This is a genomic window from Bifidobacterium vespertilionis, from assembly GCF_008698145.1.
Classification (GTDB): domain Bacteria; phylum Actinomycetota; class Actinomycetes; order Actinomycetales; family Bifidobacteriaceae; genus Bifidobacterium; species Bifidobacterium vespertilionis.
In genome coordinates, this window is sequence record NZ_RZNZ01000002.1 from 83,811 (window position 1) to 105,018 (window position 21,208).

Consider the following 21,208-nt stretch of genomic DNA (forward strand, 5'->3'; position numbering starts at 1 on the left):
CCTGTACAATCGGCCGGGACCCTGACGGATTAAGGAAGTTGACCCATATGATGACTCGACGAACCAAAGCTTTGGCGGGATGGGTGCTGTGCGGCATCACCCTGATGGCGAGTGGTCTGGCCACGGTGTCCACCGGCGTTGTGGAGGCGTCCGCCGTGCCCAGCTATTCGGACTACCAGCAGAAGCTCGCCTCCGCGAACGCCCTCAAGGCCCAGCTCGCCGGCGCCAGCCAGGATCTGCAGGATCAGATCGTCGCACTGGACGATCTGACCGAAAACCAGATTCCGGCCGCCCAGACCGCGGCCGATCAGGCCCTTGCCGCCGCGCAGGCCGCCAAGGAGGCCGCCGACGCAGCAGCCGAACGGCTTAAGGCGGCCCAGAAGGACAAGGACGATCTGCAGGCCGCGATCGACAAGACCGGCGCCGACTACGATGACGCGCAGGCCGCCGTGGCCCAGATCGCGCGCGAAAGCTTCCATGGGTCCAACGCCTCCAAGGTGATGGACGTGGTCACCAACGCCTCCACCGCGGACGACTTCGTCCAGAAGATGCAAGCCGACGCCGCCGTGACCCGCTCCGAGGCCGCCGCCGCGAATGACGCGGCCACGAACCTCAACACCTCCATGAACCGCAAGCAGCGTCTGGAGGCGATCGAGCAGGAGATCACCACGCTCAAGACCAAGGCCGATCAGGAGGCCGCCGCCGCGCAGAAGGCCGCCGAGGACGCGCAGGCCAAGCAGCGGGAACTCGCCGCCCTGCGCGACGAGGGTGACAAGAAGCGCGCCGAACTGGAGTCCAAGGTGGCCCAGCTCACCGACGCCTCCGCCAAGGAGGCCGCCGAGGCGGTGCTCATCAAGTCGCAGATCGACGACTACAACAAGAAGATCGCCGCCGAGCAGGCCGCGCGCGAGGCCGAGGCCGCCAAGCAGGCCACGCAGGGTCAGGATTCCAGCGCGAACTCCTCGTCCAAGCCTTCCGTTTCCAAGCCGAGCAACAACTCCGGCTCCTCGAACTCCGGCTCGTCGTCCAATTCCGGCAACTCCGGCAATTCGTCGAACTCCGGTTCGTCCGGCTCCGGCGGCGCGAGCGGCATGAACTACGCGGTGCCCGGCAACTGCGCCCCGCACTCCAAGACCTGCTACGGCCACGCCACGCACGACTTCTCCAGCACCTACCCGTGGAGTGAGTGCACGTGGTACGCCTACAACCGCCGCCACGACCTGAACCTGCCGGTGGGCACGCAGTTCGGCAACGGCGCGGATTGGGCCAATTCCGCCCGCTCCTACGGATACCTCGTCAACAACACCCCGCACGTGGGCGCGGTGATCGTGTTCCGCCGCGGCCAGAACGGCGCCAGCGCGCAGTACGGCCACGTGGGCGTGGTGGAGCAGGTCCGCTCCGACGGCACGATCCTGATCTCCGAGTGCGGCGCCCGACTGCAGGGCAAGGCCAGCACCCGCGTGATCAAGGACCCGTCCAACTACCAGTTCATCCACTACTGATCCCATTCTCTACTGATCCGGCGGCTTGGTCCGGCCTCGAATGCGTCGCCTCCCACGCGGGGGCGGCGCATTCGTGCTATGGTGGTAGGCCGAACCGATCACGGACCAATGATGACCAACATGGACCAATGAATGCCGGCCAACGCCGGCTGACACCGGCCAACGTCGAAAGGAGGGCGAAATGGCCAAGGAACAGGGCACGAAGCTGATCGTGCAGAACCGCAAGGCACGGCACGACTACACCATCGAGGACAAGTACGAGGCGGGCATCGCCCTGACCGGCACCGAGGTGAAGTCGCTGCGCGAGGGGCGCGCATCGCTCGCGGAGGCGTTCGTTTCGATCGACCGCCGCGGCGAGATCTGGCTGGAGAACGCGAACATCCCCGAATACCTCAACGGCACATGGAATAATCATGCGCCCAAGCGCAAGCGCAAGCTGCTGCTGCATGCAGCGCAGATCGCCAAGCTGTCGCGTCAGATCGAGGCGAAGGGCTACACGATCGTGCCCATCAGCCTGTATTTCAAGGACGGCCGCGTCAAGGCGGAGATCGCCCTGGCCAAGGGCAAGCGCGAGTTCGACAAGCGCCAGGCCCTGCGCGAGGAGCAGGACAAGCGCGAGGCGCTGCGCATCATGCGCTACAAGAACATGCGGTAACGTCGCGGTGGCGCGTGATCGGGCCCCATCGGTCGGAAGACGAAACAATGGGGTAACGCCTTCGTATCACGCGATTCCTATGGTTTCCGGTATCAAGCCCGGTGGATCCTTCCCGGGCTTCGACTCGAGAGGAAGCCATCATGAAGATCAATGCCTTGAAATCCCTTGCCGCGGCCGCCATCAGCGCGGCCATGCTCGTGTCCGTCGCCGCGTGCGGCACGTCCGATCAGCCCGCGTCCGGCGGCAGCACGTCAGGCGGTGGCTCGGCGTCCGGATCGGCGGCCTCCTCGCAAGGGTACGATGTGAGCGCCGTGGCCAAGGACGACGCGATCGCCGCGCTGGTGCCCGATTCGGTCAAGTCCGACGGCAAGCTCACCGTGGGCATGGACACCTCCTACGCGCCCGCCGAATTCCTCGACGACTCGCAGAAGCCCGTGGGCTACGACGTGGATCTGGCCAAGGCGCTCGGCAAGGTGATGGGGCTCGAGACCGAACCGGTCACCTCCACCTTCGATTCGATCCTGCCGTCCATCGGGTCCAAGTACGACATCGGCATCTCCTCCTTCACCATCACCGACGAGCGCAAGGAGGCCGTGGACTTCGTGAGCTACTACAAGGCCGGTTCCACGTGGGCCGTGAAGAAGGGCAATCCGGAGAAGTTCGACTCCTCGAACCTGTGCGGCCTGAAGATCGCCGTGCAGACCGGCACCACGCAGGAGGAAGAGGTCAACACCGCCAACGACGCGTGCCCGGCGGACAAGAAGATCGAAGTCCTCTCCTCCAAGCTGCAGACCGATGTGACCACCAACGTGGTGACCGGCAAGGCCGTGGCCTTCTACGCCGATTCCCCGGTGGCCGGCTATGCGATCAGCCAGACCGGCGGCAAGCTCGAGGCGTTCGGTGAGGACGTGGGCGTGGCCACGCAGGGCGTTGCGATCAAGAAGGGCGACTCCCAGATGGACGAGGCCGTGCAGAAGGCCGTGACCAAGCTCATGGAGGACGGCACCTACGGCAAGATCCTCGCGCAGTGGGGCGTGACGTCCGGTTCCATCGACAAGTCCGAGATCAACCCCGCCGCCGACTGACGGGCGGCATTCGTCATTCTGGGCGGATGTTTTTTGTCATCCTGAGCGCAGCGCGTAGCGCGGAGTCGAAGGATCCTTAATCTGTGTTCAGGGATGACCGGGGAGGGCCCTCGTTGCCCATTCCGCCCCGTCCCATGCCACTTTTGTAACTTTGTTACAGAAACGACCTTGTGGAGACCCTCTCGCGGTCCCTTCTGTAAAAAAGTTACAGAAACGACGTACAGCAGGTGCCTACGAGGTCCTTTTTGTAACGGAATTACAGAAACGACGTGAAAGTCGGGGCGTGGGTGACCGTGCGGGCAATGACGAAGGATCCTTAACCTGTGCGCAGGAATGACCAAGTGTGCAATGGCGAAGGATCCTTCGGCTCCGCCCTGTCGGGCTTCGCTCAGGATGACCGGGAAGTGCTGACGTCATCCTGAGCGCAGCGCGTAGCGCGGAGTCGAAGGATCCTTAACCTTGGTGAAGGATCAGACGCCTCGATGCGCCGAACCGTTAACTTTGTCGTAGCGGAACGTCATTATGGTATTTTCCCGAAAGAAAGACCAGAGAAACGAGGATCAGCCCCATCATGCAGTTCAGCAACCTCAAGACCGCCGTCTCCGCCGTGGCCGCCGTCGCCAGCGCGGCCATGCTGCTTTCGCTCGCCGCCTGCGGCACCACCGACGAGGGTGACGCCACCGCCAACGGCTCCGCGACCGGCGGCGCCACGTCCGGCTACGATGTGAGTTCCGTGGCCAAGGACGATGCGATCGCCGCGCTGGTGCCGGACGATGTGAAGTCCGACGGCAAGCTGTCCGTGGGTATGGAACTGAGCTACGCGCCGGCAGAATTCCTTGCGAACGACGGCAAGACCCCGCTCGGTTATGACGTGGACATCTCCAAGGCGCTGGCCAAGGTGATGGGTCTGGAGGCGGACATCGTCTCCTCCACCTTCGATTCGATCGTCCCCTCCGTGGGCTCCAAGTACGATCTGGGCATCACCGCCATGACCATCACCACCGAGCGTCTGGACGCCGTGGACTTCGTGAGCTACTACAAGGCCGGCTCCACGTGGGCCGTCCAGAAGGGCAACCCGAAGGGCGTGGACACCAGCAACCTGTGCGGCCTGAAGATCGCCGTGCAGACCGGCACCGTGCAGGAGCAGGAGGCCAACGACGCCAACGCCAACTGCCCGGCGGACAAGAAGATCGAGGTGCTGTCCAGCAAGCTGCAGACCGACGCCGCCACCAACGTGGTGACCGGCAAGGCCGACGTGTTCTACGCCGATTCCCCTGTGGCCGGCTATGCGATCAGCCAGATCGGCGGCCAGCTTGAGGCGCTCGGCGGCAACGTGGGCACCGCCAAGCAGGGCATCGCGATCAAGAAGGGCGACACCGCCATGGACGAAGCCGTGCAGAAGGCCGTGACCAAGCTCATGGACGACGGCACCTACATGAACATCCTCAAGCACTGGGGCGTGGAGTCCGGCGCTCTGGACAAGGCGGAGATCAACCCGACCGACCTCGAGTAGTCGCTGCAGGACCCGCAGGAACGGACAAACAAGGGAAGAACCAACATGGCGAAGAAAGAAGTCGACGGCGAGGGCCTGAACATCCCCAACTGCATCAAGGCGCGGCCCGTGCGTCGCACCGGTCCGATCGTCGCGGCCGTGATCGTGGCGCTGCTCGCGGCCATGCTCATCCAGGGGCTCGTCACCAACGAGCGTCTGGACTGGCCCACCGTCTGGAAGTACCTGTTCAACGAGAACGTGCTCAATGGCGTGGGCAAGACGCTGGAGCTGACCGTCATCTCCATGGTGGTGGCGATCATCCTGTCGGTGATCCTGGCGATCATGCGCAAGTCCATCAATCCGGTCCTCAGGGGCGTGAGCTGGTTCTTCATCTGGTTCTTCCGCGGCACGCCCGTGTACACCCAGCTGGTGTTCTGGGGCCTGTTCTCCGTGCTGATCCCCAAAATCTCGCTGGGCATCCCGTTCACGGATGTGGCCTTCTGGAGCATCGACTCGTCCGTGGTGGTCACCGCGTTCAACGCCGCGTGGATCGGCCTCGCGCTCAACGAGGCGGCGTACCTTTCGGAGATCGTGCGCGCCGGTCTGGAGGCCGTGGACACCGGTCAGACCGAGGCGGCCGAGGCGCTGGGCATGAACCGCACGCTGATCATGCGACGCATCATCCTGCCGCAGGCCATGCGCATCATCATCCCGCCCACCGGCAACGAGACGATCGGCATGCTCAAGAGCACGTCCCTGGTGCTCGCCGTGCCATACACGCTCGATCTCCAGTTCGCCACGAACGCGATCGCCAACCGCCTGTACAAGCCGATCCCGCTGCTGCTCGTGGCCTGCATCTGGTACCTGTTCATCACCTCCGTGATGATGATCCTCCAGGCGCAGCTCGAAAAGCACTTCGGCAAGGGCTTCAACGCGCGTCCGGCCGGCGCCAAGGGCAAGCAGCCGCCGTACGATCCGCCCTATCCGGGCAAGTCCGACGGCGAGCAGAAGGACAACGTGAACAAGCTCAACGAGGCCACCTTCACCGGGCTCAACGCATAAGGGGAATGAGACATGACTGACACCGCAATTCCGCGCACCGCCGCCACGCCGGCCATCAAGGCCACCGGCGTGCACAAGGCGTTCGGTTCCCTGCACGTGCTCAAGGGTGTGGACCTGACCGTCATGCCCGGCACGGTGACCGTGATCCTGGGGCCCTCCGGCTCCGGCAAGTCCACGTTCCTGCGCCTGATCAACCAGCTCGAGACCCTGACCGGCGGCGAGATCGACGTGGACGGCGAGATGATCGGCTACAAGTATGTGGAGCGCCGCGGCGAAAAGGTGCTGCAGACGCTGAACGACCGCGAGGTGGCCGCCCAGCGCGCCAAGCTGGGCATGGTGTTCCAGCGCTTCAACCTGTTCCCGCACATGACCGCCCTCGAGAACGTGATGGAGGCCCCGGTCCACGTCAAGCACATGAACAAGAGGGAGGCCCGTGAGCTGGCCGTCGCCGAGCTCAACCGCGTGGGCTTGGCGGACCGGATCAACTACTACCCGGTGCAGCTGTCCGGCGGCCAGCAGCAGCGTGTGGCGATCGCGCGCGCCCTGGCCATGAAGCCGGAGATCATGCTGTTCGACGAGCCCACCTCCGCGCTCGACCCGGAGCTGGTGGGCGAGGTGCTCAACGTGATGCGCTCGCTCGCCAGGGACGGCATGACCATGGTGTGCGTGACCCATGAGATCGGCTTCGCGCGCGAGGTGGCCGATCAGGTGGTGTTCATGGATGGGGGAGTCGTGGTGGAGAAGGGCGGCCCCGAGATCATCACGAACCCCAAGGAGCCGCGGTTCAAGGACTTCCTGCAGCACGTGCTGTGAGCCGCCTCGCGTCCCGCGCCCCGCATCGCTCATCACGCCGGCCGCCGCATTCTTCCAACCTGCGACCTGAAATTCGCAGGTTGGAAATAATCTGCAGATTGGAACGCCAATCAGGGCCGCAGCGTGCAGCATTTTTCCAATCTGCGCCGGAGGGGGCGCAGATTGGAACGGAGTGGATTGAGACGGCTGTCGAATTGCGCGAATTGTGCGGATAGCGTGAGGCGGCGGGTTGCGGGTTGGGGTTGCAACATCCATCGGTTACGCTGGGATGCTATGTGTGGAATCGTTGGATATGCAGGATCAATCACCACGGCGTGCGGCAAGCCCCTCGACGTCTGCCTTCAGGGCCTGAGGCGGCTTGAGTACCGCGGCTACGACTCGGCCGGCGTGGCCCTGAGCGCGCCCGGCATGGATCAGGTGGCGGTGCGCAAGAAGGCCGGCCGTCTGGACAACCTCGTCGAGGACATCGAGCGCAACCCCATGCCCGCCGCCACCGTGGGCATCGGGCACACGCGCTGGGCCACCAACGGCGTGCCGAGCGACGTGAACGCCCACCCGCACACCAGCCGCGACGGCAAGGTGGCGATCATCCACAACGGCATCATCGAGAACGCCTCCCAGCTGCGCCTCGATCTGCAGGCCGAGGGCTACCGCTTCTCCTCCAGCACGGACACCGAGGTGGCCGCCAAGCTGCTGGGCAAGATCGTGGACACCATCATCGCCGAGGAGGGCGCGCCGGATCTGTTCAAGGCCATCCGCCGCCTGGCGCGCATGCTCAAGGGCGCGTTCACGATCCTCGCCACCGATTGCCGCCAGCCGGACATTGTGGTGGGCGCGCGCCATGACTCCCCGCTTGTGGTGGGCTTGGGCGATGGCGAGAACTTCCTGGGCTCCGATGTGGCCGCCTTCGTGGCCTACACCAAGCGGGCCATGGAGATCGATCAGGACCAGGCCGTGTGCGTGTCCGCCGATTCAGTGGTGGTCACCGACTTCAACGGCAACGTGGTGGAGCACCCCAAGACCTACACCGTGGACTGGGACGCCTCCGCCGCGGAGAAGGGCGGTTGGGACTCGTTCATGGACAAGGAGATCCACGAGGATCCCGCGGCCGTCCAGCGCACTCTGCTGGGCCGTCTCAACCGCAACGGCGACCTCAATCTGGACGAGGTCCACATCGACGAGCACGACTTCAAGGCCGTGGACAAGATCATCGTGATTGCCTGCGGCACCGCCTCCTACGCGGGCATGGTGGCCAAGTACGCCATCGAGCACTGGGTGCGCATCCCCGTGGAGGTGGAGCTGGCGCACGAATTCCGCTACCGTGACCCGATCCTCACGCCGCGCACGCTGGTGGTGGCCATCTCGCAGTCCGGCGAGACCATGGACACGCTCATGGCCCTGCGCCACGCGCGCGAGCAGGGCTCGAAGGTGCTGGCCATCTGCAACACGCAGGGCGCCTCCATCCCGCGCGAATCGGACGCCGTGCTGTACACGCACGCCGGCCCGGAGGTGGCCGTGGCGTCCACCAAGGCGTTCGTGGCTCAGATCACCGCCGCCTACCTGCTGGGTCTGTATCTGGCGCAGGTCAAGGGCGCCATGTTCCGCGACGAGATCCACCAGGTGCTCGACTCCCTGAAGCACATGCCCGCCAAGATCCAGTGGGTCATCGACACGCAGTCCGGCACGATCTCCGACGCCGCCAAGCGCATGGTGGACGCCAAGTCCTTCCTGTTCCTGGGCCGCCATGTGGGCTATCCGGTGGCGCTTGAGGGCGCGCTGAAGCTCAAGGAGATCGCCTACACGTTCACCGAGGGCTTCGCGGCCGGCGAGCTCAAGCACGGTCCCATCGCGCTGGTGGACGACGGTGAGCCGGTGGTGTTCATCGTGCCGCCGGAGCGCGGACGCAACGTGCTGCACGCCAAGGTCATCTCCGGCATCGAGGAGGTGCGGGCCCGCGGCGCGTTCGTGATCGCCGTGGCCGAGAAGGGCGATCCGGACGTGGAGCGCTATGCCGATGTGGTCTTCTGGCGGCCGCAGTGCCCCACGCTGATGAGCCCGCTGGTGGACGTGGTGCCGCTGCAGCTGTTCGCCATGGACATGGCCAAGCTCAAGGGCTACGACGTGGACAAGCCGAGGAACCTCGCCAAGTCCGTCACCGTTGAGTGACGGTTTGGGCGGCTTCGTGGCGGCCGGGGGAGCCGGTGCGCCCGTCCGCCCGCACCGCTGGGTGACCGACGAGCCGACGATCCCGTTCGAGTACGGGGTGCTGTACGAGGACGATCGGATCATCGTGATCGACAAGCCGCACTTCCTCGCCACCACGCCGCGGGGCATGTGGTACCGCCAGACCGCGCTGATCCGATTGCGATCGGCATACGGCGAGCCGGACATCACGCCGGCCCACCGCCTCGACCGCCTCACCGCCGGCGTGGTGGTGTTCGTGCGCGACCCGGCGTACCGCGGCGCCTACCAGATGCTGTTCCAGAACCATCTGGCCGTGAAGACCTACGAGTGCCTGGCCCCCTGCGCGCCCGTCTCGCGTCCCCGGTACGGCACCGTCGAACGGCTTGAGCCGCCGCGCGTCTTTCCGCTGCGTCGGCGGTCGCGGATCGTGAAGCGGCGGGGCATCCTGCAGGCGTACGAGGAGCCGGGGGAGGTCAACGCGGAGACGGTGATCGAGTTGGGCGCCGGCGTTCCGGGACGATCGGACGTGCGCGCGTACACCCTGCATCCGCGCACCGGCAAAACCCATCAGCTGCGGGTCCACATGGCCTCGCTGGGATTGCCGATCGTCGGCGACGACTTCTACCCGGTATTGCGCGACCCCAAGCCCTACGACGATTTCTCCGAGCCGCTGGAACTGGTGGCGCGGTCGCTCGAGTTCGCCGACCCGGTGTCCGGCGAGCCGCGGCGGTTCGTCTCGCGCGTGCCGTTGGGGGAGGCGGCGATCCGGCGGGCCGTCGCGTGGGGTGCCTGCCCGTCATCCTGAGCGGAGCGAAGGATCCTTGGCCATTGCGCATGTATGAGGGTGCCAACCAGTGCACAAGATTAAGGATCCTTCGGCTGCGCCCTATCGGGCTTCGCTCAGGATGACGGGACGGGCTGCGCTCCGCTCGGGATGACGGAAGTCCCCCTCGTTGTCATCCTGAGCGAAGCGAAGGATCCTTGGCCATTGCGCATGTATGAGAGTGCCAACCAGTGCACAAGATTAAGGATCCTTCGACTGCGCCTTATCGGGCTGAGCTCAGGATGACGGGACGGGCTGCGCTCCGCTCAGGATAACGGAAGGGAACCCCTCATAGCCGTTCGGCGACTTCGAAGTGCACCAAGACGACGGGTGTGTCATCATCGCATTCATTCTCATCCATGATTTGCCGGTCGTCCATATCGCTGAGATGGATCACTTCGATCGCATCGGTAATGAGCACCGCCACATTCCGACCGGAGGAGGTCGTCAGTACGGATCGGCTTCCGACGCGCGGCAATGGACTGCCACACTCCAAATAATCATGCAGCGGACTGGCAGCGGCAGTTCTTGTGCCATCGAGAATAAGTTCAACCATTTGATCAGATTCCAGGACCTTTGCCATGAATTTGGCATTCGGCAACGCCGACAGCTCCGCCACTGTTCGAATGGGACGTATCTTGCGTAACTCAGGTACCCTCGATCTGCCACGAATCCAATCGCCGGCTTTCGGATCGATGACATCGGCAAGCCACAGCAGATTTTCCCATTGGGCGTCGAGATAGTCTCGCTCATCCACGGGGTTCTGCTGGATCAGCGGTTCCTGGTGACTGCATCGATTGCGCATGTCCAACAATCGGATGACGTGCGCTTCGAATTCCTTGCGCCGCCGTGACTTGTAATGCGGCATGCCGCCATTGGTCTGATCTCGCAATGCTTTCCACACGGTCGGCTCCAGCTTGCGTACGAGCAGAAATCGCCATGAATCCAGTGACAATCCTGCAATCACGCGATCCGGGGTAACGTCGTGACCGGCGCAGTGGATGCGCTTCTTGACACGGTCGACGGCTTTGCGGAACTCGTAGTCGAAGCCGAAAAAATCAATCTGCTCATACCAGTCCGCGCATCCGCATGCGGCGGAGAGGCGAGCGGCGATGAAATTACGCAGCATGACCTCAACATGTGCGATGTCTTCAAGATATGCCTTGGACATGCGTGTGTTCCAGACATACAGGGCAACCGGATCCACGGCGGATTCCTCGTATCGGCGCATGCGCTCGGAGGAAAACCATCTGCGAAGGTCGTTGGCTGTGGCTTGCGATTCATCGCTCATGAAGTCTATACTATCCATTGCAAGGCCCCGTGAAAGTCACTCATGCGAAACATCATGAAACTCCGGGGTCATCGTATTTTGGCCATTGCGCATGTATGAGAGTGCCAAACAGCGCACAAGATTAAGGATCCTTCGACTGCGCCCTATCGGGCTTCGCTCAGGATGACGGGCTGCGCTCCGCTCAGGATGACGAAAGTCCCCCTCGTTGTCATCCTGAGCGAAGCGAAGGATCCTTGGCCATTGCGCATGTATGAGAGTGCCAACCAGTGCACAAAGTCAAGGATCCTTCGACTGCGCCCTGACGGTGTCCGGCTTCGCCGGACCGTCGCCGCCTTGGCGGCGGCTCCCCTCGCCTACGGACAGCCCACTGGACTGCCCGCTTCACGGCTCAGTGCTCAGGATGACGGGATGGGCTGCGCTCCGCTCAGGATGGCGACTTGTGGCGGCTCGGCGACCGACCCTCGCTCCACGAGTTCGCAGGGGATCACCGTTTTGACGCCCACCGGCACGCGATCGCCCTCGCACTGGCGCATGACCATCGAGAACGCCTCATGGCCGATCGTATCGAACTTCATGCGCATGGTGGTCAGATCCAGCCGCGGCACCATGCCCACCAGCGAATTGTCCACGCCGATCACGCTCACGTCCTGAGGCACCCGCCTGCCGGCCGCGCGCAGGCCCATGATCGCGCCGTACGCCATTTGATCGTTCGCGGCGTATACCGCGGTGCACTCCGGGTCGCGGGCCAGGGACAGCCCGGCTTGGTATCCGCTGTCCGCCTCCCAATCGCCCACATAAGTGGGCGGGATGCGCAGCCCCAACTGGCTGAGCGCGTCGCGCCAGCCCCTCGCGCGACTTTCCGCGGCCCTTGAGGACGATGGCCCCGCGATGTGATAGACGGTTTTGTGCCCCTTGCTCAGCAGATAGTCGACGATCGCGGTGGAGCAGCCGTACTGGTCGGCGTCGATGGTGGGGCAGTGATCGGCCGCGGCCTCGGTGATGAGCACCACCGGCAGATCCTTGGGCGGCTGGAAGTCGTGGAAGTCGGCGATGCGCTGCTCCAGAACCACGATCATGCCGTCCACGGGCAGCTGCTTCATGCGGTTGACGGCCTCGGACAGCGTGCGCTCGCGTCCCTGTCCGATGGTGAGCGTGGTGATCGCGTAGCCGTTGTCGTTGGCGGCGGCGCAGATGCCGTTGAGGATGCGGATGTTGCCGAAGTTGGTCATGTTGAACAGCACCACGCCCACATCCCGGAAGCGGCCGTGCTTGAGGGCGCGGGCCGCGTAGTTGGGGCGGTACCCCAGCTTCTCCATCGCCTCCTGCACCCGGCGGCGGGTCTCCGGCCGCACGGCGTCGCTGCCGTTCGCCACGCGGGAGACGGTTTGGGGGGAGACGCCGGCTTCCCTGGCCACGTCCTGCATCGAGACGGTTGATGCGCGTTCCATGAAAGTGCACACTCCATTGCATGGTCGTATTCCGATAACGCTCCCACTGTAACATCGATCCGCGCGAAATCGGATGATCCTCTGCGTGTATTTTCCGCGCGAATGCTATTATGGCAACGCAAACATCCATATCATATGGCGACCGACAAGGAGGTCTCATGGGCGCACGCAGGCAATACCGCTGGCCCCAGCCGCTCGAGGGCCAGAAGGCCCGCGTCTGGTACGGCGGCGACTACAATCCCGACCAATGGCCCGAGGAGGTGTGGGACGAGGACATCCGCCTGATGAACCAGGCGGGCGTCAACTTCGTCTCCGTGGGCATCTTCAGCTGGGCGAAGATCGAGCCGTCCGAGGGCGTGTTCGACTTCGACTGGCTGGACCGCATCATCGACAAGCTGGGCAAGGCCGGCATCGCCGTGGACCTCGCGTCCGCCACCGCCTCCCCGCCGCTGTGGCTCACCCAGTCCCACCCCGAGGTGCTGTGGAAGGACTACCGCGGCGACGTCTGCTGGCCGGGCGCCCGCCAGCACTGGCGTCCCACCAGCCCGGTCTTCCGCCGCTACGCCTTGGCGCTGTGCCGCGCGATGGCCGAGCACTACAAGGACAACCCGTACGTGGTGGCCTGGCACGTGGGCAACGAGTACGGCTGCCACAACCGCTTCGACTACTCCGACGACGCGATGCACGCCTTCCAGGACTGGTGCAAGAAGCGCTACAAGACCATCGAAGCTGTGAACGACGCTTGGGGCACCGCCTTCTGGGCGCAGCACATGAACGACTTCTCCGAGATCATCCCGCCGCGCTTCATCGGCGACGGCAACTTCATGAACCCCGGCAAGCTGCTCGACTTCAAGCGCTTCAGCTCCGACGCGCTCAAGGCCTTCTACAAGGCCGAGCGCGACGTGCTCGAGGAGATCACCCCCAGCCGCCCGCTGACCACGAACTTCATGGTCTCCGAAACCGGCACCACGCTCGACTACGACGATTGGGGCGACGAGGTGGACTTCGTGTCCAACGACCACTACTTCAGCCCCGGCGAGGCGCACTTCGACGGCATCGCGTACACCGCATCCCTCACGGACGGCATCGCGCGCAAGGATCCGTGGTGCCTCATGGAGAACTCCACGTCCGCGGTGAACTGGCGTCCGATCAACTTCCGCAAGGAGCCCGGACAGCTGGTGCGCGACGCCCTGGCCCACCTCGCCATGGGCGCGGACGCGATCTGCTTCTTCCAGTGGCGCCAGTCCAAGGCCGGCGCGGAGAAGTTCCACTCCGCCATGCTGCCGCACGCGGGCGAGGACAGCCAGGTCTACCGCGATGTGTGCGAGCTGGGCGCGGACCTCAACAAGCTCGCGGACGAGGGCCTGCTGGGCACCCGTCTGGTCAAGTCCAAGGTGGCCGTGGTGTTCGACTACCAGTCGCAGTGGGCCACCGAGCACACCGCCACGCCCACGCAGAAGGTCCACCATGTCACCGAGCCGTTCGCATGGTTCCGCGCGCTCGCGGACCACGGCGTCACGGCCGATGTGGTGCCGGTGCGATCCAACTGGGACGAATACGACGCCGTGGTGCTGCCGAGCCTGTACCTGATCGACGAGGCGACCGCCCGTCGCGTGCGCGAGTACGTGGCGCAGGGCGGCAAGCTCCTCGTGAGCTCCTACACCGGCATCGCCGACGAGAAGGACCACATCTGGCTGGGCGGCTACCCGGGTGCCATCCGCGACGTGGTGGGCGTGCGCAGCGAGGAATTCGTGCCGCTCGCCAAGGACGACGGCACGCTCGACCACATCGACCTGAGCAACGGGGCCGTGGCTTACGACCTCGCCGACTGCATCACCTCCGTGGCGGACACCGCCAAGGTGCTCGCCACGTTCAAGGCCGATCCGGTGACCGGCATGGACGGCCGCCCGGCCATCACCATCAACGAGTACGGTGACGGCAAGGCGGTCTACGTGGCCGGTCTGCTGGGCCGCTGGGGCCTTTCGAAGAGCCTGCCCGAGGTGCTTGGCGAGCTCGGCGTGGACACGTCCAGCGAGGAGGACTGCGGCGATGTGCTGCGCGTCGAGCGCGCCGACGAGTCGGACGAGAACCACTTCGTGTTCCTGTTCAACCGCACCCGCGAGGACGCCGTGGTGGATGTGGAGGGCGAGCCGGTCGTCAGCTCCCTGGTCCATCTGACCATGAGCGAGCACTCCGCCGTCATCAAGCCGAACGGCGTGCTGGTCGTGAAGCTGTAGCGGTTGTCCCCGCCATAATCGCGGGTTGGCCACCGGTCATCCTGAGCACTGAGCCGTTAAGCGGACAGCCCGGTGGGCTGTCCGTAGGCGAAGGGAGCCGCCGCCAAGGCGGCGACGGTCCGGCGCAGCCGGACACCGTAGCGGAGTCGAAGGATCCTTAAGCGTATGCACAAACGTCAAGGATCCTTCGCTCCGCTCTTTTGTTTTTTCCCTACCGCGCGGCGAGCGTACGCTGGTGGATGATCGCCATGCCCTTGAAGATCAGGTCCGGATCGTACACGTCGATCAGATCGGTGTCGTCGGCGAACACGCGGCCCAGGCCGCCGGTGGTGACCACCTGGAAGTCCTCGGGGATCTCGTGGCGGAACTGGCGGATCGTGCGCTCGATGCCGCCCAGGAAATTGTAGTACAGGCCGGCCTGCATGGCCGTTTTGGTGCCCTTGGCGAGGATGGTCTTGGGGCGGGTGATCTCCACCTCGGGCAGCTGCGCGGTGCCGTTCCACAGGGCCGCGGCGGCCGTGCGGATGCCGGTGGTGATCAGTCCCGCGGTGATCGTGCCGCGATCGTCCACGTAGTTGAACGTGGTGGCCGTGCCGAAATCGGCCACGAGCACCGGGCCGCCGTACACGTGGTAGGCGCCCGCGCAGTCGGCCAGGCAGTCGGCGCCCATGGACTTGGGATCGTCCATGCGGATGTTTATGCCGGTTTTGACGCCCGGGCCCACCACCATCGGCTCGATGTCCAGGAACTTGACGATCGACGCGCGGAACGAGTGCATGACCTTGGGCACCACCGAGGCGATGATCACATCGTCCACGTCGCCGGGTCGGAATCCGGACATGTCCAGGAACTCGGTGAGCAGCAGGCCGTACTCGTCCGACGTGTGGTTGGCCTTCGTGGTGATGCGGTAGGTGCCCACGATCCGTGAGCCCTCCAGAAAACCGAGCTTGATGTTGGTGTTGCCGATGTCGACCGCGACGAGCATGCGCGTCCCCTTCCTGATGGTGTGTTGAGCCTGATTGTACGTTGCGGGTGATGGTGTGCTGCGCGGCTACTGCAGCCGCGAGTGGATGATGGCGAGTCCCTTGAAGATCAGGTCCCTGTCGTACACGTCGATGGACGATGTGGCGTTGGCGATGACGCGGCCCATGCCACCGGTGGCGACCACCTGGAAGTCGACGCCGGTCTCCCGCCGGAACTGGCGGATCGTGTACTCCACGCCGCCCAGGAACCCGTAGAACAGGCCGGCGCGCATGGCCGCGACCGTGTTCGTGCCCATCACCGTGCCCGGGTCGCCCAATTCCACCTCCGGCAGCTGCGCGGTCCCGCCCCACAGGGCGTTCGCCGCGGTCTGCAGGCCGATCCCGATCGCGCCGGAGCGGAACGCGCCCTTCGCGTCCACGTAGTCGTACGTGGTGGCCGTGCCGAAGTCGATGACCAGCACCGGCCCGCCGTACAGCTCGTAGGCGCCCACGGAGTCGGCGATGCGGTCCGCGCCCACGGCCTTGGGGTTGTCCAAGCGGATGTCGAGCCCGGTTTTGACGCCCGGGCCCACCACCACCGGGTCAAGGCCCAGGAACTTGATGATCGAGCCGCGGAAGGCGTGCATGACCTTGGGTACCACCGAGGAGATGATCACGCCGCGGAACTCGCGCGGGCGGATGGACGACATGGCCATGAACCGCTTGAGCATGAGGGCGTACTCGTCCGCCGTGTGATGGCTTTTGGTGGTGATGCGGTAGGTGCCCACCACCTCGCCGCCGTCCAGAAAGCCGACGGAGATGTTCGTGTTGCCGATGTCGACCGCGAGGAGCATAAGCTCACGCTTCCCGGACGAAATCGGCATCGAACATGGGCTGCTCGGCCAGCTTGTTCGCGTGGATCACCGCGAGGCGCCCCAGAATCAGGCTGGCCAGATCGGCCTTGCCCATGAGCGTGAGCGGCTCGGGGGCCGCGCCGGGGGTGAGCACCGTGACTACGTTGGTGTCCGTGGCGAAGCCGGCGCCCCGGTCGTTGAGGTTGTTGGCCACCAGCATGTCGCAGTGCTTCTCGCTGAGCTTCTGTTCGGCGTGCTCCACCAGATGCTCGGTCTCCATCGCGAAGCCGCACAGCACCTGCGGGCGTGGGTCGTCGCTGCCGGCGATCACCCCGTCGCGCTTGTGCGAGCCGGCCCAGGCGAGGATGTCCGGGTTGGAGACGAGCTTCAGCTCCAAGGTGTCCCGGCCCTGCTTCTTGATCTTCTGCGGGTGGATGTTCTCGGCGCGGAAGTCGCCCACGGCGGCCGCCATGATCGTGATGTCCGCGTTTTCGAAGCGCGCGGACACCGCGTCGAACATGTCCTGCGCGCTGGTGACGCGCACGGTGTCCACGCCCTCGGGCGCCTCAAGGGCCGTGGGGCCGGAGACCAGCGTGACGGCCGCGCCCATGTCCCGCGCCTTCTCGGCGATCGCGTAGCCCATCTTGCCGGTGGAATGGTTGGTCAGGTAGCGCACCGGGTCCAGCGACTCCTGCGTCGGGCCGGCGGTCACCAGCACGTTGAGGCCCTTCAGCGGCAGCGTGGACGGATCGGCGTTCGCGCGCAGCAGGGCGGCCGCGGCCTTCTCGATCACCGCAGGCTCCTCCATACGGCCCTTGCCCACGTCCTGGCAGGCCAGCACGCCCGACTCCGGTTCCACGATCGACCAGCCGTCCGCGCGGCAGGTCGCCAGATTGCGCTGCGTGGACGGGTTCGCGTACATGTGCGTGTTCATGGCCGGGCACAGCATCTTCGGGCCCTCGTACGCCAGCACGGTGGAGGTGAGCTCGTCGTCCGCTATGCCGTTGGCGATCTTGGCGATCACGTCCGCGCTCGCCGGCGCGATGACAAGCAGATCGGCCCACTTGGCGTCCTCGATGTGGCTGATGCCCGCGGCCGGGCCCGCCTGACTTGCGCCCGCGGCCGGTCCATGGCCGAACATGGCCGTGCGCACCGGGTTGTGGGTCAGCGCGTTGAACGTGAGCGGCGTGACGAACTGCGCGCCGGCCGCCGTCATCACCACGCGCACCTCGTGGCCGGCCTTGGTCCAGTCGGACGCCAGATGGCATGCCTTGAACGCGGCGATGCTGCCGGTGACTCCCAGAAGAATGTGCGCCATGAAACCCTCCCTGCCTCGTCGCCGAGGCGTGCGCGTGTCTTGTGTGTCCGGTCGCCGCGGGTCGTTCCCGTCGGTGCCTTGTGCCGTCAATGCCGCCCACCAGTATAGCGGCGGCGGGGGAACGGGCGGGCGGATTGCCCGGCGTTGCAATGGGATGAGGGGCTCCTCACGTCATCCTGAGTTCTTCCCCCGTTTAAGGATCCTTCGCTTCGCTCAGGATGACGGAATAGGGCTGTTGTCATCCTGAGCGGAGCGTAGCGGAGTCGAAGGATCCTTAACTGTATGCGCAATGGCCAAGGATCCTTCGCTTCGCTCAGGATGACGGGGAAGAGGCTTCGCTCAGGATGAGGGGTGGCTGCAGAGGGCATATTGTGACGAATCTCTCATTAGGTGGTTTGCGCAGGGTTGGGTAGGATGGTCGGCGGCGATGGTCGACCCGATGCGGCGGCCAATCGCGCACAGGGCCAAAGCGGCCCAAACGAACAACACCTACATGCACAAGGAGAGACGAGGCATGTCTCAGAACAATGGTGCGCACGGCAAGCCCGGCGCAACCAAGCAGAACAACGCGTCCGCCAGCACCGACGCAGCACTCAACGCCCGCGCCAAGAGCCCGAAGGGCGGCAAGCCCAAGGGCTGGCTCATCTCGCTCATCGCCGTTCTCGTGGTGGTGGCGATCGTGATCGGCGTGACCGTGTTCTTCAATAACAAGGCCGCGAATGATTCATCAATCGCAGGAGATGACTCAAATGCTTCCAAGACCTCGGACACCGTGACCGTGGGCATCAAGCTCGCCCCGGTCAACCTCGACATCCGCCACCAGTCCGGCTCGGCGCTCGAGCAGCTGCTCATCGGCAACGTGTACGAGGGCATCGTGTCGCGCGACTCCAACAACAAGGTCCAGCCGGGCCTGGCCAAGAGCTGGGAGATCAGCGACGACGGACTCACCTACACCTTCCACCTCAACGAGAAGATGAACTTCTCCAACGGCGACGAGCTCAACGCCGACGACGTGGCCTGGTCCATCAACGAGCTCAAGGCCCAAAAGTACTACAACTACGACCAGGTCAAGAGCCTGGACAAGGCCGAGGCCGTGGACGCCAACACCGTCAAGCTCACGCTGACCACGCCGGACTCCAACCTGCTGTGGAACCTCACCGGCCGCGCGGGCCTGGTGTTCGACAAGGACGCCCAGTACGATGCCAAGACCAGCGCGCTTGGCTCCGGCCCGTACACCGTGGTCTCCTTCGACTCCAGCGACAAGCTGGTGCTCAAGGCCAACGAGAAGTACTGGAACGCCGACCGCAAGGCCAAGACGGCGAACATGATTGTCCGCTTCCTCACCGACGACAACGCCGCGGTCAACGCCCTCAAGGGCGGCGATGTGCAGGTGCTCACCTCCGTGCCCGCCACGCTGACCAAGCAGTTCCAGTCCGACTCTGCCAACTACACGGTGTCCACCAGCGACGGATCGGACAAGTTCGTCCTCGCCTTCAACGTGACCAACCCGAAGCTCGCCGACCAGCGCGTGCGCCAGGCCATCCGCTACGGCATCGACCACGATCAGATCATTGCCTCCCGCGGCGGCGTGGACGCGCCCCTGGGCGGCCCGATCCCGTCCGTGGACCCCGGCTACGAGGACCTGACGAACCTGTACCCGCACAGCGTGGACAAGGCCAAGGCGCTCATGGCCGAGGCCGGCTACACCGCGGACAAGCCCCTGCAGCTCACCCTGACATACGCCAACGTGTACGGCACAGAACTGGGCGACCAGTTGAAGAGCCAGCTGAGCCAGATCGGCATCGACCTGAAGATCAACTACGTGGAGTTCTCCACCTGGCTGCAGGACGTGCACACCAACGGCGACTACGAGCTGTCCTTGGTGGACCACGCCGAGAGCCACGACTTCTACAAGTGGGCCACGCCCACGTACTACTACCACTACGACAACAAGCAGGTGCAGGACCTGTACGCGAAGGCGCTCGCCGCCACCAGCGACGACGAGGCCGACGGCTACCTCAAGCAGGCCGCGAAAATCGTCTCCGAGGACGCGCCCGCCGACTGGCTGTTCGGCTACCGCGTCACGGTCGTCACGGCCAAGGGCGTGGACGGCTTCCCGCAGCAGCTCAGCCAGAGCGTCCTGCCGCTGTACGCCGTGACATACCGCCAGTAGGCCCGTCATCCTGAGCGGGGCGTAGTCTACCCGTCATCCTGAGCAAAGGCCGCAGGCCGGAGCCGAAGGATCCTTAACCTTGTGCACAGTGGCCAAGGATCCTTCGACTCCGCGCTGCGGTGTCCGGCTGCGCCGGACCGTCGCCGCCTTGGCGGCGGCTCCCCTCGCCTACGGACAGTCCACCGGGCTGTCCGCTTCACGGCTCGGTGCTCAGGATGACGGGAAAACAACATCCCTCTCAGGATGAGGGGGTTATTCCGCCTAGGAAGACAATTCGATAAGGTTGGACATATGCGCTTTCTCGCACATCGATTGCTGCTGTTCGTGGCGGCGCTGTTCGGCGTGTCCGTGCTGGTGTTCGTGGCCCTGCGCATCCTGCCGGGCGACGTGGCGGCCGTGATGGCCGGCACCGCGGCCACCCCCGACCGCATCGCCGCCCTGCGCACCCAATTCGGACTCGACCGTCCGCTCATCACCCAGTATCTTGATTGGGTGGGCGGCCTGCTGCACGGCGATCTGGGCACCTCCGCCCTCACCGGCCGCGCGGTGGTCGCGCAGGTGGGCCAGCGCGCCTCGCTCACCTTCCCGCTGATCATCCTGAGCCTGTTCATCGCGCTGCTGATCGGTCTGCCGCTCGGCTGCGCGTCCGTACTGGCGAACGGCCGCCGGATGCGCGGATTCCTGCATGTGCTGGCCATCGTGGGCGGCGCGGTCCCGGCCCTGTGGAGCGGCCTGCTGCTCATTCTGCTGTTCTCGCGCGGCACCGGCCTGATCGGCATCTTCCCCTCGCAGGGCTTCCCCTCCGAGGGATGGCATAATCCCGGTCGCGCGCTGTCCTCGCTGGTGCTGCCGGCCGTGGCCACCGGCATCGTGGCGGGCGCGGGCATCATGCGCTACACGCGCGCCGCGGTGGGCGATGTGATGGACGGCGGCGCGATCGACATGGCCATGGCATGCGGCATGACCCGCACGCAGGCCGTATTGCGCGTGGGGCTGCGGCTCGCCACCCCGCAGCTCGTGTCCGTGGCAGGTCTGACGTTCGCGCAGATGATCACCGGCGTGATGGTGGTGGAGAGCCTGTTCGCCCTGCCCGGACTGGGCGCGCTGCTGATCGGCGACGTGGGCAACCGCGATCTGATCGCCGTGCAGAGTGAGCTGTTCCTGCTCGCCGCATTCTTCCTGCTGCTGGGGCTGGTGATCGATCTGATCCACCGCGCGCTCGATCCGCGGCTCAAGGCCGCCGATGCGACGGGAACGGACGCCGGCGACGGCACGACTGGCAGCGCCGCTTCGAAGGGAGGCGAATGAC

General features: G+C 65.1%; 16 protein-coding genes. 11 read left to right on the forward strand and 5 right to left on the reverse strand.

Features of this window, described 5'->3' with window-relative positions:
• Nucleotides 1-47: 47 nt before the first annotated feature.
• The 8 genes from EMO90_RS01750 (at nucleotide 48) to EMO90_RS01785 (ending at nucleotide 9,598) form a co-directional block, all read left to right on the forward strand.
• On the forward strand, nucleotides 48-1,502 hold the full coding sequence (locus EMO90_RS01750) for a CHAP domain-containing protein (protein ID WP_150354037.1): 1,455 nt from the start codon (nucleotides 48-50) through the stop codon (nucleotides 1,500-1,502).
• A 181-nt stretch (nucleotides 1,503-1,683) separates the two neighbouring features.
• The gene (smpB, locus tag EMO90_RS01755) at nucleotides 1,684-2,157 is read left to right on the forward strand and encodes an SsrA-binding protein SmpB (protein ID WP_150354036.1); all 474 of its coding nucleotides are present in this window, start codon (nucleotides 1,684-1,686) and stop codon (nucleotides 2,155-2,157) included.
• Nucleotides 2,158-2,297: 140 nt separating this feature from the next.
• Nucleotides 2,298-3,242, forward strand: coding sequence for an ABC transporter substrate-binding protein (locus EMO90_RS01760; protein ID WP_150354035.1), 945 nt, complete (start codon nucleotides 2,298-2,300; stop codon nucleotides 3,240-3,242).
• Nucleotides 3,243-3,813: 571 nt separating this feature from the next.
• On the forward strand, nucleotides 3,814-4,755 hold the full coding sequence (locus EMO90_RS01765; protein WP_150354034.1) for an ABC transporter substrate-binding protein: 942 nt from the start codon (nucleotides 3,814-3,816) through the stop codon (nucleotides 4,753-4,755).
• A 45-nt stretch (nucleotides 4,756-4,800) separates the two neighbouring features.
• Entirely contained in the window at nucleotides 4,801-5,796 is a 996-nt protein-coding gene (locus EMO90_RS01770; protein ID WP_150354033.1) for an amino acid ABC transporter permease, read from the forward strand.
• A gap of 12 nt (nucleotides 5,797-5,808) precedes the next feature.
• Nucleotides 5,809-6,609, forward strand: a complete 801-nt coding sequence (locus tag EMO90_RS01775) for an amino acid ABC transporter ATP-binding protein (RefSeq protein WP_150354032.1) — start codon at nucleotides 5,809-5,811, stop codon at nucleotides 6,607-6,609.
• Between the two features lie 273 nt (nucleotides 6,610-6,882).
• Nucleotides 6,883-8,775 carry a glutamine--fructose-6-phosphate transaminase (isomerizing) gene (gene glmS, locus EMO90_RS01780; RefSeq protein ID WP_150354031.1) on the forward strand — a complete coding sequence of 631 codons (1,893 nt, stop codon included), beginning with the start codon at nucleotides 6,883-6,885 and terminating at the stop codon, nucleotides 8,773-8,775.
• 61 nt (nucleotides 8,776-8,836) lie between these two features.
• Complete coding sequence (locus EMO90_RS01785; protein ID WP_150354092.1) at nucleotides 8,837-9,598, forward strand: pseudouridine synthase; 762 nt, start codon at nucleotides 8,837-8,839, stop codon at nucleotides 9,596-9,598.
• A 307-nt stretch (nucleotides 9,599-9,905) separates the two neighbouring features.
• Here EMO90_RS01785 and EMO90_RS01790 read toward each other — a convergent pair whose 3' ends face one another.
• Nucleotides 9,906-10,907, reverse strand: a complete 1,002-nt coding sequence (locus EMO90_RS01790; protein WP_190972002.1) for an ASCH domain-containing protein — start codon at nucleotides 10,905-10,907, stop codon at nucleotides 9,906-9,908.
• 395 nt (nucleotides 10,908-11,302) lie between these two features.
• Nucleotides 11,303-12,331, reverse strand: coding sequence for a LacI family DNA-binding transcriptional regulator (locus EMO90_RS01795; RefSeq protein WP_150354091.1), 1,029 nt, complete (start codon nucleotides 12,329-12,331; stop codon nucleotides 11,303-11,305).
• Between the two features lie 182 nt (nucleotides 12,332-12,513).
• Between EMO90_RS01795 and EMO90_RS01800 the strand changes: the two genes are divergently transcribed.
• Complete coding sequence (locus tag EMO90_RS01800; protein WP_150354029.1) at nucleotides 12,514-14,592, forward strand: beta-galactosidase; 2,079 nt, start codon at nucleotides 12,514-12,516, stop codon at nucleotides 14,590-14,592.
• A 211-nt stretch (nucleotides 14,593-14,803) separates the two neighbouring features.
• On the opposite strand, the gene EMO90_RS01805 is transcribed toward EMO90_RS01800, so the two are convergent.
• From EMO90_RS01805 to coaBC, 3 genes are all read right to left on the reverse strand, one after another.
• Nucleotides 14,804-15,577 carry a type III pantothenate kinase gene (locus tag EMO90_RS01805; protein WP_150354028.1) on the reverse strand — a complete coding sequence of 258 codons (774 nt, stop codon included), beginning with the start codon at nucleotides 15,575-15,577 and terminating at the stop codon, nucleotides 14,804-14,806.
• Nucleotides 15,578-15,643: 66 nt separating this feature from the next.
• Nucleotides 15,644-16,408 carry a type III pantothenate kinase gene (locus tag EMO90_RS01810; RefSeq protein ID WP_150354027.1) on the reverse strand — a complete coding sequence of 255 codons (765 nt, stop codon included), beginning with the start codon at nucleotides 16,406-16,408 and terminating at the stop codon, nucleotides 15,644-15,646.
• Between the two features lie 4 nt (nucleotides 16,409-16,412).
• Nucleotides 16,413-17,726, reverse strand: a complete 1,314-nt coding sequence (gene coaBC, locus EMO90_RS01815) for a bifunctional phosphopantothenoylcysteine decarboxylase/phosphopantothenate--cysteine ligase CoaBC (protein WP_150354026.1) — start codon at nucleotides 17,724-17,726, stop codon at nucleotides 16,413-16,415.
• A gap of 514 nt (nucleotides 17,727-18,240) precedes the next feature.
• Here coaBC and EMO90_RS01820 point away from each other — a divergent pair.
• Nucleotides 18,241-19,899, forward strand: a complete 1,659-nt coding sequence (locus EMO90_RS01820; protein ID WP_150354025.1) for an ABC transporter substrate-binding protein — start codon at nucleotides 18,241-18,243, stop codon at nucleotides 19,897-19,899.
• Between the two features lie 291 nt (nucleotides 19,900-20,190).
• Entirely contained in the window at nucleotides 20,191-21,207 is a 1,017-nt protein-coding gene (locus EMO90_RS01825; RefSeq protein WP_150354024.1) for an ABC transporter permease, read from the forward strand.
• The last annotated feature ends 1 nt before the right edge of the window (nucleotide 21,208 follow it).

What these genes read in the sequence shown, in the direction of transcription:
- glmS (WP_150354031.1), top strand. Translation starts at nt 6,883, where the DNA reads ATGTGTGGAATCGTTGGATATGCAGGATCAATCACCACGGCGTGCGGC.
- EMO90_RS01810 (WP_150354027.1), bottom strand. Translation starts at nt 16,408, where the DNA reads ATGCTCCTCGCGGTCGACATCGGCAACACGAACATCTCCGTCGGCTTT.
- EMO90_RS01800 (WP_150354029.1), top strand. Translation starts at nt 12,514, where the DNA reads ATGGGCGCACGCAGGCAATACCGCTGGCCCCAGCCGCTCGAGGGCCAG.
- EMO90_RS01775 (WP_150354032.1), top strand. Translation starts at nt 5,809, where the DNA reads ATGACTGACACCGCAATTCCGCGCACCGCCGCCACGCCGGCCATCAAG.
- EMO90_RS01805 (WP_150354028.1), bottom strand. Translation starts at nt 15,577, where the DNA reads ATGCTCGTCGCGGTCGACATCGGCAACACCAACATCAAGCTCGGTTTT.
- EMO90_RS01795 (WP_150354091.1), bottom strand. Translation starts at nt 12,331, where the DNA reads ATGCAGGACGTGGCCAGGGAAGCCGGCGTCTCCCCCCAAACCGTCTCC.
- EMO90_RS01825 (WP_150354024.1), top strand. Translation starts at nt 20,191, where the DNA reads ATGCGCTTTCTCGCACATCGATTGCTGCTGTTCGTGGCGGCGCTGTTC.
- smpB (WP_150354036.1), top strand. Translation starts at nt 1,684, where the DNA reads ATGGCCAAGGAACAGGGCACGAAGCTGATCGTGCAGAACCGCAAGGCA.
- EMO90_RS01770 (WP_150354033.1), top strand. Translation starts at nt 4,801, where the DNA reads ATGGCGAAGAAAGAAGTCGACGGCGAGGGCCTGAACATCCCCAACTGC.
- EMO90_RS01760 (WP_150354035.1), top strand. Translation starts at nt 2,298, where the DNA reads ATGAAGATCAATGCCTTGAAATCCCTTGCCGCGGCCGCCATCAGCGCG.
- EMO90_RS01790 (WP_190972002.1), bottom strand. Translation starts at nt 10,907, where the DNA reads ATGAGCGATGAATCGCAAGCCACAGCCAACGACCTTCGCAGATGGTTT.
- EMO90_RS01765 (WP_150354034.1), top strand. Translation starts at nt 3,814, where the DNA reads ATGCAGTTCAGCAACCTCAAGACCGCCGTCTCCGCCGTGGCCGCCGTC.
- EMO90_RS01820 (WP_150354025.1), top strand. Translation starts at nt 18,241, where the DNA reads ATGTCTCAGAACAATGGTGCGCACGGCAAGCCCGGCGCAACCAAGCAG.
- EMO90_RS01750 (WP_150354037.1), top strand. Translation starts at nt 48, where the DNA reads ATGATGACTCGACGAACCAAAGCTTTGGCGGGATGGGTGCTGTGCGGC.
- coaBC (WP_150354026.1), bottom strand. Translation starts at nt 17,726, where the DNA reads ATGGCGCACATTCTTCTGGGAGTCACCGGCAGCATCGCCGCGTTCAAG.